Source organism: Janthinobacterium sp. SUN206 (assembly GCF_030587305.1).
In the GTDB taxonomy this organism is placed as follows: domain Bacteria; phylum Pseudomonadota; class Gammaproteobacteria; order Burkholderiales; family Burkholderiaceae_D; genus Janthinobacterium; species Janthinobacterium kumbetense.
This window is the reverse complement of sequence record NZ_JAPWIB010000001.1, coordinates 2,605,736-2,619,610: the sequence shown is the minus strand read 5'-3', so window position 1 is coordinate 2,619,610 and position 13,875 is coordinate 2,605,736. Positions and strand designations below refer to the sequence as shown.

The 13,875-nt window shown below is 66.8% G+C and carries 11 protein-coding genes; 1 reads left to right on the top strand and 10 read right to left on the bottom strand.

What is annotated here, in order from left to right:
• The first annotated feature begins 326 nt into the window (after positions 1 to 326).
• Positions 327 to 2,141: a bifunctional diguanylate cyclase/phosphodiesterase gene (locus O3300_RS11825; RefSeq protein WP_305052996.1), complete on the top strand. Its 1,815-nt coding sequence runs from the start codon at positions 327 to 329 to the stop codon at positions 2,139 to 2,141.
• On the opposite strand, the gene O3300_RS11820 is transcribed toward O3300_RS11825, so the two are convergent.
• The 10 genes from O3300_RS11820 to O3300_RS11775 form a co-directional block, all read right to left on the bottom strand.
• The gene (locus O3300_RS11820; RefSeq protein WP_305052995.1) at positions 2,132 to 4,582 is read right to left on the bottom strand and encodes a TonB-dependent receptor; all 2,451 of its coding nucleotides are present in this window, start codon (positions 4,580 to 4,582) and stop codon (positions 2,132 to 2,134) included. The two genes, O3300_RS11825 and O3300_RS11820, sit on opposite strands and share 10 nt — an antisense overlap.
• A 77-nt stretch (positions 4,583 to 4,659) precedes the next feature.
• Positions 4,660 to 5,613 (bottom strand): FecR domain-containing protein, encoded by a 954-nt coding sequence (locus O3300_RS11815; protein ID WP_305052994.1) that lies wholly within the window; start codon positions 5,611 to 5,613, stop codon positions 4,660 to 4,662.
• Positions 5,610 to 6,152: a sigma-70 family RNA polymerase sigma factor gene (locus O3300_RS11810; RefSeq protein WP_305052993.1), complete on the bottom strand. Its 543-nt coding sequence runs from the start codon at positions 6,150 to 6,152 to the stop codon at positions 5,610 to 5,612. Before O3300_RS11810 ends, O3300_RS11815 begins: the two co-directional genes overlap by 4 nt.
• A 123-nt stretch (positions 6,153 to 6,275) precedes the next feature.
• Positions 6,276 to 6,629, bottom strand: a complete 354-nt coding sequence (locus O3300_RS11805; RefSeq protein WP_305053150.1) for a DUF3325 domain-containing protein — start codon at positions 6,627 to 6,629, stop codon at positions 6,276 to 6,278.
• Positions 6,629 to 8,251: a PepSY domain-containing protein gene (locus O3300_RS11800; protein ID WP_305052992.1), complete on the bottom strand. Its 1,623-nt coding sequence runs from the start codon at positions 8,249 to 8,251 to the stop codon at positions 6,629 to 6,631. Before O3300_RS11800 ends, O3300_RS11805 begins: the two co-directional genes overlap by 1 nt.
• A complete protein-coding gene (locus tag O3300_RS11795; protein WP_289898722.1) occupies positions 8,248 to 8,586 on the bottom strand; it encodes a DUF3649 domain-containing protein in 339 nt (112 codons plus the stop codon). Before O3300_RS11795 ends, O3300_RS11800 begins: the two co-directional genes overlap by 4 nt.
• 2 nt (positions 8,587 to 8,588) lie before the next feature.
• Positions 8,589 to 9,335 (bottom strand): DUF4198 domain-containing protein, encoded by a 747-nt coding sequence (locus O3300_RS11790; protein ID WP_305052991.1) that lies wholly within the window; start codon positions 9,333 to 9,335, stop codon positions 8,589 to 8,591.
• A gap of 376 nt (positions 9,336 to 9,711) precedes the next feature.
• Positions 9,712 to 12,108: a TonB-dependent receptor gene (locus O3300_RS11785; RefSeq protein ID WP_305052990.1), complete on the bottom strand. Its 2,397-nt coding sequence runs from the start codon at positions 12,106 to 12,108 to the stop codon at positions 9,712 to 9,714.
• Between the two features lie 87 nt (positions 12,109 to 12,195).
• Positions 12,196 to 13,296: a FecR domain-containing protein gene (locus O3300_RS11780; protein ID WP_305052989.1), complete on the bottom strand. Its 1,101-nt coding sequence runs from the start codon at positions 13,294 to 13,296 to the stop codon at positions 12,196 to 12,198.
• Positions 13,297 to 13,304: 8 nt separating this feature from the next.
• The gene (locus tag O3300_RS11775) at positions 13,305 to 13,790 is read right to left on the bottom strand and encodes a sigma-70 family RNA polymerase sigma factor (protein WP_289903810.1); all 486 of its coding nucleotides are present in this window, start codon (positions 13,788 to 13,790) and stop codon (positions 13,305 to 13,307) included.
• Between the last annotated feature and the right edge of the window lie 85 nt (positions 13,791 to 13,875).

Below are 13,875 nucleotides of genomic sequence, written 5' to 3'. Positions count from 1 at the left end.
TGCGCCTGGCTTGCCTGGCCATGCCGCTGCGGTCCTGGCGTGGGCGCAGGGACTCAGATGAATGGAGTTGACTCCCAAGAATGAGAATCATTCTCATTTTAGTGTTGCGCAGCAATTGTTGCAATAATTGGTGAGATTGTCTGTGGGAGGATTGCAACAGTGATCACGCCCCACCGTGATTGACACCAGTCAAGCGGCGCCCGATCAGGCAAATATCGCGCCGGAATTCTTATATTATTTCCTTTCCGCATGGTTCCGCGCCCGGCCGCATGGCGCGCGTTGCAAAGGAAAAGCATGTCTTCCACCTCTTGCCTGCCGGGTGACGCATGACGACGCTGCTGCTGGCGCTGTGCCTGACCCTGGCCGTGATGCTGAGCGTGCTGCTGGCCTGCCAGTGGCAGGCGGCGCGCACGTGGCGCCTGCGCCATGCGACAGGCGTGGTGCTGCAGGCGGCGCAGGCGCAGCGCATGGCAGATGCGCTGGCGCTGCTGCACGCCTTGCCTGCGGCCGTCGTCGGCACCGACCACGCTGGCGTCGTGCGCTACCTGAATCCCCGCGCCAGCGCCATGGGCGGGCTGTTCGGCGACGATGGCCTGGGCCAGCCCGTGACGCAGCTGCTGCCGCTGTTCCACGACGGCACGCCCATCGATGCGGCGCGCCAGGTGCGCGACTGCGTGGCGCAGCAGGAAGTGCTGGAAGTGGCGCGCGGCGCCGTGCTGCTGCGCCATCTCGACGGCAAGCGCATCGACGTGCAGTACAGCTGCGCACCACTGGCGCAGGGCGGCGCGGTGCTGCTGCTGCACGACGTGTCGGCGCGCCGGCGCGCCGAGCAGCAGCTGGAATTCATCGCCCACCACGACGGCTTGACGGGTTTGCCGAACCGGCTGCATTTCCAGATCCGCTTCGAGCACGGCATCGCCTACGCGCGCCGCCACCAGGCGTTGCTGGCGGTGCTGTTCGTCGATATCGACCGCTTCAAATCCATCAACGACAGCCTGGGGCACGACGTGGGCGACCAGGTGCTGACGGAGTTCGCGCGTCGGGTGCAGCAGTGCGTGCGCAAGGTCGACACGGTGGCGCGCCAGGGCGGCGACGAATTCATCATCCTGCTGACGGAATTGCGCACGGCGCACGATGCCGAGCGGGTGGCCGAGAAAATCGTCGGCGCCATCGCTGCCCCCTTCGTCATCGGCGAATACAGCCTGTCGGTGGCGGCCAGCGTGGGCGTGGCCCTGTACCCGGACGATGACGACGACGTCAATGCGCTGATCGAAAAGGCCGACCTGGCCATGTATGCGGCCAAGCGCCACGCGCCCGGCACCTGCCTGCGCTACGCGCCGCGCATGCAGACGCAATCGTATTCGCGCACCATCCTCGAGACGGCCTTGCGCCACGCGCTCGAACGCAATGAATTCGCCCTGTTCTACCAGCCGCGCATGGACTTGAAGACGCGCACGATCACGGGCGTGAAGGCGCTGCTGCGCTGGAAGCACCCGGAGCTGGGCCTGATGATGCCGCTCGACTTTTTGCCGGTACTGGAGGAAATCGCCCTGATCCTGCCGGTGGGAGCGTGGGTGATGGCCACGGCGGTGGAACAGGCGCGCAGGTGGATCGCGCAGGGGCAGATGCTGACGGTGTCCGTCAGCCTGTCGGCGCGCCAGTTCTACCAGCGCGACATCGCGCGCAATTTCGCCGCCGCGCTGGAAGCGGCCGGCGTGCCGGGGCATTGCATCGAGCTGGAAATCGCCGCCGGCATCCTGATCGACCGCAACCAGAACTGCGAACTGATATTGCGCCAGTTCCGCCAGCTGGGCATGGCGATCGCCATCAGCGATTTCGGCACGGGCGACGCTTCGCTCAATTACCTGAAACGCTTTCCCACGGATGCCGTGAAGATCGAAAAATGCTTCGTCGACGACGTGGGCAAGCCGGGCGGCGACGGCGCCATGGTGCGTGCCATCGTGGCGATGGCGCGCACGCTGGGATTGCGCACCATCGCCGGCGGGGTGGAAAGCGGCGAGCAGCTGGAACTGCTGGCCGAGATGGGCTGCGACGAGGCGTTTGGCTATTTCCTGGGCCGCGCCATGGCACCCGAGGGCATCGAGGTGCTGCTCAAAAGCAGTGAAGCCATTCAGAACTGATAGCGCAGCGACAGCATGGCGTTGCGCGGATCGCCGTAGTAGCCGCCCATGCCCGTCGAGTAGTAGCGCTTGTCGAAGACATTGTTGACGTTCAGAGTCGCCAGCAGCTGCTTGCTGACCTGGTATTGCGCCATCAGTCCGGCCACCGCATACGCCTTCTGCGTGAAGCGTTCGCCATTCGGCCCGCGGTCATCCATGTAGATATCGCTCTGCCAGTTCACGCCGCCGCCCAGCAGCAGGCCCGGCACGCCTTGCTCCAGGCGCCACGTGGTCCACAGCTTGGCCATGCTCTGCGGCTGGTTGGTCTGGATGCGTTCGCCGGCGGCATTGCGGATGCGGCTATAGGCATAGCTGGCCGTCAGTTGCCAGTCGGGACGCAGCTGGCCCGATACTTCCGCTTCGAAGCCGCGCGTGGTGGCGCCCTTCACCGTGTGATAGGCGTAGGAACCGCCGCCCGTGCCGATGATCCAGACATTGCCCGGATCGGCTTCGGCCAGGTTCTCCTGCTTCAGCTGGAACAGGGCGGCGCTGGTGGTGAGCTTGCCGCCGAAGAATTCGCCCTTGGCGCCCACTTCGTAGTTCTTGCCTTCCAGCGGCGCCAGGAAACGGCTGTTGACGTCGCGCTGGCTTTGCGGCGTGAAGATGCTGGTGTAGCTGGCGTAGGCCGACCAGTGCTGGCCCAGGTCGTAGACCAGGCCCGCATACGGCGTGATCTTGCCGTTTTCGCGCATGGCGTCGTACAGGTCCGTGTCGTTGAAATAATCGCTGCGGATGTCGCGCTTCCAGTACGACAGCCGCGCCCCGACAATCACCGACAGCGCGTCCGTCGGGCGCAGGCGCAGGGTCGAATACACGCCGCTTTCCCGCTCCCTGTCGTACGAGGAGCCCAGGCGCGTGCCGCTGTAGTCGGGCACCGGCATGGCGCCATGCCAGGCGTGGATATCCGGCACCGTGTAGTCGTAGCCGTCGAGGCGCCAGTTCGGGTAGATGGGGCCATTCGTCTTGAGTTCCGAGGCGCTCACGCCCAGCACCAGTTCATGCTTGCGGCCGAAGGCCTGGAACGGGCCGCTCACGTACGCGTCGAGCGAGGTCTGTTGCGGCTTGCTGTGCCAGTTGGCCAGCCACAGCTTCATGCCGCCGCCCGTCACGCGGTCCGGGTAGCCGTTGCCGGAAAAACCCTGCAGGGCGTCGTACTGGTTGCTGCTGCGGCTGACGGCCACCTTGGCGATCCAGTCGTTGTCGAAATAGTGGTCGAGCGTGGCGAACAGCATGTTCTGTTCGCGGTCATACGTGCTCCACGCGGCCGTGCCGTTCATCGAGCGGGGAAAATGGGTTTGCGAGCCGTCGGCGTAGAACACGGGGAATTCACGCCCCGCGCCCTTGAGCTTTTCCTTTTGGTAGTTGATGCCGGCGCTGAGCACCGTCGAAGGCGACAGGTCCGCTTCGACGATGGTGTACAGCACGTCCTTTTTCTGCTGGTAGCGGTCGATGAACGAGCGTTGGTCTTCATGTGCGGCGACGAGGCGCGCGCGTACCTTGCCGTCCGCCGTCAAGGGCGTCGAGACATCGCCCTCGACGCGGTAACGGTCCCATGATCCCAGCTGCGCGCCGGCCGTGGCGGCGAACGTGCGGCCCGGGCGCTTGCGCACCAGGTTGATGGCGGCCGACGGGCTGCCCGTGCCGCTGATCAGGCCTGTCGCGCCGCGGATGACCTCGACGCGGTCGTAGATGGCCATGTCGTAGGTGCGCGCTTCCAGGCTCTTGCTGGTCGGGATGCCGTCGAACATGTACGACGTGACTTCGAAGCCGCGGGAAAACACCTGGTCGTATTCGCGCGTGCTCGACGAATGGTCCACCGTGATGCCGGGCGCCTGCAGCAGCACGTCCTGCAGGGTTTTCAAGCCCTGGTCCTCGATCTGCTGGCGCGTGATGACGCTGACGGCTTGCGGCGTTTCGCGCAGCGACAGGTTCAGGCGCGTGGCGCTGGTCAGGCCCGCGTAGCCGCGCTTGCCTTCCGTGGTGCCGTCGCGCAGGGCGCTGGAGCTGACGGCCACTTCGCCCAGGGTGGCGGCGATCGGCGCGGCGGGCGAGGCAGCGCCCGACTTGCGCAGCACGTAGCTGCGTTCACCGCTGGGCAGTGCCTCGAGGCCCGTGCCAGCCAGCAGGCGGGCCAGCGCCTGCGGCACCGTGTAGCTGCCGCTCAGGCCCGGCGTGCGCACGCCTTGCAGCAGCTCGGCCGCCGCGCCCACGCTCACCTTCGCCTCGATGGCAAAGCTGGCGATGGCGGCGGACAGCTCGCCCGCCGGCACGTTGAAGGCCGTTTGCGCGGCAACTGGCGCGGCGGCGGCATCGGCTGCCATGGCCGGCGCCTGCGCCAGCGACAGCAGGAGCACGGCGCTGCCGATGGCGCGCGCGAGGGGAGTCAGACGAGGAGGGTGCATGGTCTTGCCTTTCCGGTGAGTGTCGTTGTAATACTCACAGGACAGGCAGCGGTGAAGAAAGGGGCCAATTTTGTAAGTTATTTTTTGCGGGCCGCGATGGTGACCCAGTACGGGCTGCGGTACAGCACGTCGACGGGCAGCATGCGCGCCAGGCTGTCCAGCACGGCGTCCGTGTCGTGGAGCTGGAAGGCGCCCGACAGGCGCAAGCCCGCCACCTGCGGTTCCACGCGCAGCAGGCCGGGGCGGTAGCGCGACAGCTCGAAGGTGAAGGCGTCGAGACGCATGTCCTGCGCCGCCAGCATGCCGCGCGCCCAGGCATCGGCTTGCAGCGGCGCCGGCACGGGCAGGCTGGCGTGGCTGGCGTCGAAGCGGCTTTGCTGGCCTGCCGCGACCGTGCGGACGGTGGCCGAGGGCGCGCGCGGCGTGATTTCCACCGCGTGTTCGAGCACCGTCACGCGGCTGCCGTCGTCGTCGACGCGCACGGTAAAGCGCGTGCCCAGCGCGCGGATGCGCCCATGGCAGGTGGCGACGATGAACGGGCGGCTGCCCGCGTGGTCGGGGCGCGTCTGCACCAGCACTTCGCCGCGGCGCAGGGTCAGACGGCGTTCGTCGGGGCCATACGCCACATCGACGGCGCTGTCCGTGTTGAGCACCAGGGTGCTGCCATCGGGCAAGGATATGTCGCGCCGCTCGCCCACGCCGCTGCGGTAATCGGCCAGTATCTCGTGGCGCGCCAGCAGCCAGGCGGCGGGCGCCGCCATCAGCGCCAGCAATACCTGCACGGCCACGCGGCGCTGCGGCCGGCGCAGCACAGGCACGGCCAGATCCGGCGGCAGCAGGCCAGCCGTCTGGCTCACCTGCTGCACCCTGTTCCAGGCGCGCGCATGTTCCGGGTCGCGTGCGCGCCATTCGGCGCTGGCGGCCAGGTCGTCCGGCGTGGCCTGGCCCGACTGCTCCAATAAATACCATTCGACGGCCTGGCGCGCCACCTTGCGCGACAGCGGAGGATATGGCGAAGCAGGCGCGCTCATGCCGGAAAATCCGGCGCCAGCAGCACGCATTCCGTCAGTGCCTCGGCCATGTAGCGTTTCACGGAGCGCTCGCCGATGCCCAGCAGCGCGGCGATATCCGCGTAGGCATGGCCTTCGATCTGCGCCATGATGAAGACGGCGCGCACCTTCGGTTTCAGGCCGTCGAGCATGGCATCGACCGCTTGCAGCGCCTGCAGGATTTCCACGCGCTGCTCGGTCGATGGCAGATGCTGTTCGGGCAGGGCAGCGAGCGCTGCCAGCCACGCCAGTTCCAGCGACTGGCGGCGCAAATGGTTGATCAGCAGATGTTTGGCGACGGTCGCCAGGTAAGCCTTGGGCGCGCGCAGGGCAGGCGTTTGCGGCTGCATTGGCGCGCCGGCCAGCAGGCGCGCGAAAGTATCCTGCATCAGGTCGGCGGCCTCGGCAGCGTTACCCAGGCGCCGCTGCAGCCAGTGCGCCAGCCAGCCGTGGTGTGCGCGGTAATGGCTTTCCAGCTGCGTGGCCAGCAGGGGGGAGGGCGCGAACGGACTGCCTGGCATGGTGGGGATGGCCTTAATGCAAATAAGAATTATTCTCATTTTAGCGCGGTGAGCGTGCCGATGCAATGCGCTGTTGCTGTCCCGCCACGCACTTGCCTTCACGTGGCGGGACCGCCAAGTCCTCTACAGCAAGGCCAGCGCGACGGCGGCCAGTACGGCCGCGCCGCCGATGATACGCGCCAGGCGCATGGCCTGGTGCGGCGCGTAGGGCAGCAGCCAGATCAGCAGCAAGCCGCAGCCCGTCAGGCTGCCCACCCAGTAGACGAGGCCGTAGCCGCCGCCGGCGATGTGCATGGCCCAGGCGAGGCCGGCCGCCAGCGCCACCCAGCCGGCCCACTGCAAGCGGCGGCGCAGTGGCGCGGGCGGTTCGGCGCCGCGTCCGTGCAGGTCGGCGTAATGGCGGTCCATCGCCAGGCACAGCGAGGACAGGCCCGCATAGCACAGGGCAAACACGAGGAAGTTCGACAGCAGCTCCATCACGCGGCCTCCATCGTTTGCGCCGGTTTCACCGGTGCTGCCTTGGCTGCCTTCACGGGCAGCGGTTTCAATTTGAACGCCGCATACGCGAGGCCCAGGCCCAGCACCAGCACCACCATGTCGAAGGCGGCGACCGCCACGGGGCCGCGGCCCAGGAACAGGGTCACGCCCAGGTGCGAACCGGTCGTGAAGACGTTCAGCACAGGCAGGGATGCCAGCAGGAAGGCGCCGGCGGCCAGCTGCATGCGCCACATGGCGCGCGACGGGCGCAGCTGGGCGATGATGGCGGCCAGGGCCCAGGCGCCGAAGAAGCAGGCGATTTCCTCTTTCGGCCGGTCTTCCATCGTCACGGACAGCAGGCGGTTGGCCCAGAAGTAGGCGCCAAAGGCGATCGGGATGCCGGCGATGGCGCCGATGTTGAGCGCTTCGACCAGGCGCAGGCCGAAGCTGGCGCGCTTGCCGGCGGCCAGCGCCTTGGCCTGCTTCTGGCGCGTCTTGACGGCCCACAGCAAGGCGCCCGTGGCCACCATGGCGCAGCCGGCCAGGCCGGACAGGAAGAACAGGGCGCGCAGCAGCGGCCCGCCGAAATGCGCGACGTGCAGTCCAACCATCACGCCTTGCGTGGCTGCCGCGCCGGGCTGTGCATCGCCATCGCTTGACAACAGCTTGCCGGAAACGCCATCGAATTCCATCGACGGCTGCTTCGACGACATGTCGCGTCCACCGGCGCGCGTCAGCGAAATGGTGGCGTTGGCGTCGCCCGGGTGGTTGACGGAAATGCGCTCGACCTTGCCGCCGCCCCAATGCTGTTCCGCCTGGCGCACGAGGGGCGCGAACGGCGTCAGCGGCGCGGCCACGCCGGCCGCCTTGCGCTCGTCCGAGCGGCCCGGGAAGGCTTCGGCGAAGAAGGCATCCTGGTCGCCCTTGTAGGCGGCCGTGGCGCCGGACGGCATGTACAGGAACATCAGGGTGACGAGGCCCGTGTAGGTGATCATCATGTGGTAGGGCAGGGCCAGCACGGCCGTCACGTTGTGCGCGTCCAGCCACGAGCGCTGGCCCTTCTTCGGCCGGAAGGTGAACAGGTCCTTGAAGATGCGCTTGTGCGTGACGATGCCGCTGATGATGGAGACGAACATGAACATGGCGCAGAAGCCCACGATCCAGCGGCCCCAGATGGCCGACATGTAGTGCAGGTCGAAATGCAGGCGGTAGAGGAATTCGCCGCCCCGCGTCTCGCGCGGCTTGGACAGCACTTCGCCCGTGGCCGGGTCGGCCTTTTCGCTATGAAAATTGCCGCGCCGTCCGCGTTTCTTTTCGCCCGGTTGCGACGGTTTGCTCCAGCCCAGCTGCGTGGCGGGATTGCGCTCGCCGGGCAGGCTGATGAACCAGCGCGTGGCGCCCGTGGCCCGCTCTTCCATCGCCTGTTGCGCGACCTTGGCCGCCACTTCCGTCGTCACTTCGCTGGCGGCGGCGCCATGCAGTTCGGGCTGCATCCACAGGGTGATTTCATTGCGGTAGTAGCTGGCCGTGCCGGCGCAAAACACCAGCAGCAAGATCCAGCAGACGAGCAGGCCGGACCAGGTGTGCAGCCATGCCATCGACTGGCGGAAACCTTCTTTCATGCGAGACTCCAGGATAGTGCGTCCATCCACTGCAGGATGGCGGCGATGACGGCGGCGGGGATCGCGAGGCCCAGCCAGGCGCGCAGGGCGCTGCGCGTGGCGAAGACCCACATCACGGCGCAGGTATAGATGGCAAACGACAGCAGGGTGGCCGTCATGACGGCTTCGGAGCGGGCCATGGGCAGGCTTACCGACAGCAGCATGGTGACCAGCGCGGCCAGCACGTAGCCGCCAACGATGGCCGCCACGCTGCGCGAAGCCACGCCGAGGCGGTACACGGCCCCGGCGGAGAGCCGCAGGCGCGGCATTTTTTCAGTGGTGGCTGGCGCTTGCATGGTCAGTCGTGATCCTTGCTCGGTGGCAGGGCCGGGCCGGCCGGCAGCGGCGTCACGCCTTGCGGCTGCACCAGGCTCAGGGTCGTCACGAACATGGCCTGGTCATAGGCTTGCGCGCCGCGCTGGCCGGCCGTCTTGTCCGTGTGTTGCACTTCCAGCACGTAGGTGCCCTTCCATGGCAGCGGGAAGCTGACCAGGCCTTGCGCATCGCTCCACGCTTCCTTGCCCCAGCCCGACTGCACCACGGCGTTGACCTTGGCTTGCGCCAGCGGCTTGCCCTGGTAGCTGACCTGGAACTGGCCTGGTTTGCCGGTCGGCACCAGGTCCAGGGTCAGCGCGGGCGCTTGCGCCTTGCCGTCGGCGACCAGGCGCGCGGCCGGGACCCACACGGTGCGCGTGGCCTTGCCATCCTTTTTCTCTTCCCACGACGGGTAGTTGTCTTCCTCGACGATGATGCTTTCGCCGGCGCCCACCTTGCCATTCAGGATGAACGCGCCGGCCGTCTTGCTCGCCTGCAGCGGCTGCGCGCCCTTGGCGGACACCCACGTCACGTTCTTGATGCTGAACTTGTCCAGCAAGCCGGGCGAGGCTTCGCGCAGGTTGTCGCCGAATTCGCCGAAGTACACGCTGGCCGCCTTGCCGTCCTGCTGCAGCCAGATCTGGTGCGCGCTGGCCGTGCCGGAAACGAGGGCCGCGCCCAGCAGGGCGGCGGCGAGGGCGCCGAGGCGCGCGATGGAAGTGAGGTGCATGGTGTATGCCTTAGTTTGTGGTGAGAAACGTGGTTGTCGCAGCGGTGCAAAGTACCGGAAAGTGGCGGCGGCAGCGCCGGCCAGCGAACGTGCTCGCGCCATGAAACGACCTTTTTGCGTTATGGATATGGGAAGGCTTGCTTGGCAGGGATGCCTGGCTGGCGCAGCGTGTCATCCAGCTGCGCATCGGCCATGCCGTCCTGGCCGGTCGATGGCAGGCGGGACATGCGAGATGCAGACTCCGAACGGAATCCAAATGTGAATGAGAACTATTCTTATTATAGTGCGAGGTTGCGAGACATGCAAGAGTGTGATGTTGTAAACGCGCACGGCCACCGCAGTGACGCGGCGGCCGTGCGTGCGCGGGAGCGCGAGTTTACAGCTGGCCGCGCAGGGTCAGCATGGCGTTGCGCGGTTCGCCATAGAAGTTGGAACCATACGCGGCCCACACGCGCGTGTAGTATTTTTTGTCGAACAGGTTGTTCACCGTCAACGACAGCTCCAGCGTGGGACTGAGGCGGTAGCCCGCCTGCAAGCCTACCGTGGTGACGGGGCCCTGTTCGAATTTCACGGGCCCGTTCAGGCGGTACATGCTGCTGACGCTGCGCAAGCCGCCGCCCACGCTGATCTTGTCGAGCGCGCCGGCGAGCCGGTAATTGGTCCACAGGTTGAAGTTGTGGCGTGGCGCGATGAAGGAATACAGTTGCGCTTTCTGGTCATCGCTGCCTTCGAGGGTGCGCGTGCTGGTGTAGGAATAGCCGCTCGTGATGTTCCAGCCCGGCAGGGGGCTGCCGCTCAGCTCGGCTTCCAGGCCCTGACTGCGCATCTTGCCGGCGCCGATGGAAAACAGCGGGTTGGCCGGATCGGGCATATCGCGGTTCTCGTCTTCCATGCGGAACAGGGCCGCATGCGCATTGACGTTCTTGTCGAACAGCTCCGTCTTCAAGCCCAGTTCGAATTGCTGGCCCGTGCGCGGCTTCAGGGTTTGGCCTGCTGCGTCCGTGGTGGTCTGGGGCGAGAAGATGCGCGTGTAGCTGCCGTAGGCCGACACCTGCTTGTCGAGCTCATAGACCAGGCCCGCGTACGGCGTGAACTTGGCCCTGATGGTGTTGCTGACGTCGGTGACCTGGTTGAAATACGTATTGCGGTTGACGGCATGGTTGTTCCGGTGCGTCAGGCGCCCGCCCAGGTTGACGGCCAGCCGGTCCGTTGCCTGCAGGCGGGTGCGCGCGTACAGGCCGAACTGTTTGGTGCGGTTGTCGTTACCGTCAGTAAAAGTGTAACTGGCCTGGGGGATATTGTTATCCGGATGGTAGATGTTGATTGGGGTGACCTTGCCGCCGCCGTAGCGGAAATTCTTGTGCACCTGGCGGTAGTCGGCGCCCACGATCAGGTCGTGGCTACGGCCGAACGCCTGGAAGGGCGTGGCCAGGTAAGCATCGACTCCCTGCGTCTTCCAGTGGCTGCGGTAGCTCCAGGTGACCAGGCAACTGTCGCCCGTGACAGGGTCTGCCGAACAATCGGACCAGCCGAAATGGCGCGATGGCTCATCCTGTTCGCGGGACAGGGCGGTCACCTTGAACTGGCCGCCGTTGTCCAGCTTGTGATCGAGTTCGGCAAAATATTCCGTGACCTTTTCCGTGATGTGGTTCCAGGCCGGGTCCAGGTAGGTCGAGCGGGGCACGTCGAGCAGGCGCCCGTCTTCATAGGCGGGCAGGCCGAAGGCGGGACGGCCCTTGTATTCCTGCCAGGTGACGCCGCCCGTCAGCACGGTGCCCGGCGCCAGGTCGATGGCGACGGTGCCGTACAGCAGCGGTTTTTCCGCATACACGTGGTCGACGAAGGAGCGCCGGTGTTCATAGGCGGCCACCAGGCGGCCGCGCACCTTGCCATCCGCGCTCAGGGGGCCGGTGACGTCCGCTTCCGCATAGTAGCGGTCCCAGGAACCCGCGCTGAGCACGCCGCTGGCGGCGAAGGTGTCGCGCGCCCGCTTGCGCACCAGGTTGATGGTGCCGCCCGGGTCGCCCGCGCCCTGGAACAGGCCGGCGGGGCCGCGCAGCACTTCCACGCGGTCATAGATGGCCAGGCCGTAGCCGGCCGACAGGTCGTTGCCCGTGCTGGCGGGCGTCATCACGCCATCGACCTGTACCGAGTCAAGCGCATGGCCGCGCGAGTAAAAATTGCCGTGGTTGCCGCCCGTGCTGCTCGCTTCGACGGTGATGCCCGTCACGCCGCGCATGGCGTCGTCCAGGCTCAGCAAATTCTGGTCGTTCAGCTGCTGGCGCGTCAGCACGGAGACGGACTGGGGAATGTCGCGCAGGCTTTGCCGGCCCTTGCCGATGCTCACCGCTTGCGCCGCATACGACTTCGTCAGCTCGGTATCGATGGTCGCGTCCTGGCGCGCGCTGACGGTGATTTCCGCCAGGGTCGCCACTTTGCCCGTGGCGGCGGGCGCCGGGCGGATGATGACGCTGTTGCCGTCGATGCTGGCGGCCAGGCCGCTGCCGGCCAGCAGGCGCTCCAGGCTGTCGGCCACGCTCAGGGTGCCGCTGACGGCGGGCGCCGTCTTGCCGGCCACCAGTTCCGGCGCAAACAGCAGTTGCAGATTGGCTTGCCGCGCCAGTTCATTCAGGGCTTGCCCCAGCGGCTGGGCGGCGATGGCCAGTTTGACGGGGGACAAGGTTTGCGCCTGTGCCAGGGGGATGTTGCCCAAGGCCAGCATGGCGGCCAGGGCGAGGGGAGCGGGTGTCAGATTGAGGCGGGGGGACCACATGTTGCATTTCTCCAGGTTAATTTATTGTCGATTAACTTGGTAGACGCGGCAGCGGAGAAAACCCTCACCTGCGAATGCGAATTATTTTCATTTATTTTTTTGAAGTTGCATGGCCGGTGCCTGCGCGGCGGCTTTCGGCGCCATGCCGATGGTGCTGACGGTGCCGCTGCGCACGATCTGCACGGGCAAGAGTTGCGGCAGGGCAGCGGCGAAACGGTCCAGCTGGGTCAGGCTGAAGCTGCCGCCGATGCGCAGCCTGGCGACGGCGGGATCGTGCACGACGAAGCCCGTGTCGCCATAGCGTTCGAACTCGGCCAGCGCCGCGCCCAGCGGCACGTTGTCGAAGGTGACCCTGCCGTCGCGCCACGACGCCACGCTGCCCGGGGCCAGGCTGGCGATGGCCGACAGGCGGCCGCTGGCATCGCTGCTGACGCCCTGGCCGGCCCGCAGGTCGACCCGGTCTTGCCGCGCACCCGCCACGCGCACCTGGCCATGCTGCACGGCCACGCGCAGCTTGCCGTCGTGTTCGAGGGTATTGCGCACGGAAAACTGCGTGCCTACCACCGTCACTGTCAGGGGACCGCTGAGCACGTCGAAGGGCTGGCCCTGCTTCGATTGCACCTGGAACAGCGCTTCGCCGTGCGCCAGGCGCACTTCGCGCCGCTGGCGGTACAGGGTGACGTGCAGCTGCGTGGCCGTATCGAGCTGCAGCTGGCTGCCGTCGGGCAGCGCGACGGCCAGGCGCTGGCCGCGCACGGTGGCATATGACTGGCTGAACACGGCTTGCTGTTGCCACCACCGGTAGCCGCCCGCGCCCACGCTCAGCAGCAGCATGGCGGCGGCCGCATACGGCAGCGCGCGCAGCCAATGACGGCGCGACGCCTGCGGTGTCACGTGCGTTGCGGCTGGCGGCACTGCCCAGCGCGCGGCGACCTGCGCGGGAATCCGGCGCGCCACGCGGTGCGTGCTTTGCAGTTGCGCATAGGCGTCGGCATGGGCCGGATCGGCCGCCAGCCAGGCGGCAAACTCGGCCTGTTGTTGCGCATCAAGGTTGCCGTGCCGGCTGAACCAGGTGGCGGCCGCCAGCGCCACGCCATCTTGCGTGGCGGCAAAGTCGGCGTACTCGCGCAAGTCCGCCTGCTCCTGGGCAGAGGGGCCGAAATCATGGCGGGGTGAGTGGGCGGTCATGGGCGCCATTATGTGGCTTCCCGCAAAGAATGCAACTGCGCCTGGCAACTGAGCATGCCGCGCGCGATATGTTTTTCCACCATGCTCACGGAAATGCCCATGCGCGCGGCGATTTGCGCGTGCGGCAATTCCTCGAACACGTGCAGCACGAAGGCGTCGCGGCAGCGGGGCGGCAAGGCGTCGATGGCGGCCACGCAGGCTTGCCAGTCCTGGCTGCTTTCCAGCGCCTGTTCCGGCTGCAGATGACGGGGGGCGGCCGGATGCGCGGCCTCCGGCAGGGCGTCGAGCTCCTCGTGCTGGCGCAAGGCGGCGCGGCGGTGCTTGTCGATCAGCAGGTTGCGCGCCGTGCGGTACAGCAGCGCGCGCGGTTCGCGCACGGCCGCTTCGCCCAGCACGCGCGCATAGCTTTCCTGCACCAGGTCGGCAGCGGCCTCGCGGTTGCGCAAGCTGCGCCAGCAAAAGTTCAACAGTTCTTGGTAATAGCGTGCAACCACGGCGTCCGATGTATGAGTCCGCAGCCAGGAATGCCGCATATGAGAATGATTCTCATTATATGTCATGCCGGGATGTGGTGCTAAG

Excerpts from the sequence above, each read along its gene's own strand:
- O3300_RS11825 (WP_305052996.1), top strand. The coding sequence starts at position 327 with ATGACGACGCTGCTGCTGGCGCTGTGCCTGACCCTGGCCGTGATGCTG.
- O3300_RS11820 (WP_305052995.1), bottom strand. The coding sequence starts at position 4,582 with ATGCACCCTCCTCGTCTGACTCCCCTCGCGCGCGCCATCGGCAGCGCC.
- O3300_RS11815 (WP_305052994.1), bottom strand. The coding sequence starts at position 5,613 with ATGAGCGCGCCTGCTTCGCCATATCCTCCGCTGTCGCGCAAGGTGGCG.
- O3300_RS11810 (WP_305052993.1), bottom strand. The coding sequence starts at position 6,152 with ATGCCAGGCAGTCCGTTCGCGCCCTCCCCCCTGCTGGCCACGCAGCTG.
- O3300_RS11805 (WP_305053150.1), bottom strand. The coding sequence starts at position 6,629 with ATGGAGCTGCTGTCGAACTTCCTCGTGTTTGCCCTGTGCTATGCGGGC.
- O3300_RS11800 (WP_305052992.1), bottom strand. The coding sequence starts at position 8,251 with ATGAAAGAAGGTTTCCGCCAGTCGATGGCATGGCTGCACACCTGGTCC.
- O3300_RS11795 (WP_289898722.1), bottom strand. The coding sequence starts at position 8,586 with ATGCAAGCGCCAGCCACCACTGAAAAAATGCCGCGCCTGCGGCTCTCC.
- O3300_RS11790 (WP_305052991.1), bottom strand. The coding sequence starts at position 9,335 with ATGCACCTCACTTCCATCGCGCGCCTCGGCGCCCTCGCCGCCGCCCTG.
- O3300_RS11785 (WP_305052990.1), bottom strand. The coding sequence starts at position 12,108 with ATGTGGTCCCCCCGCCTCAATCTGACACCCGCTCCCCTCGCCCTGGCC.
- O3300_RS11780 (WP_305052989.1), bottom strand. The coding sequence starts at position 13,296 with ATGACCGCCCACTCACCCCGCCATGATTTCGGCCCCTCTGCCCAGGAG.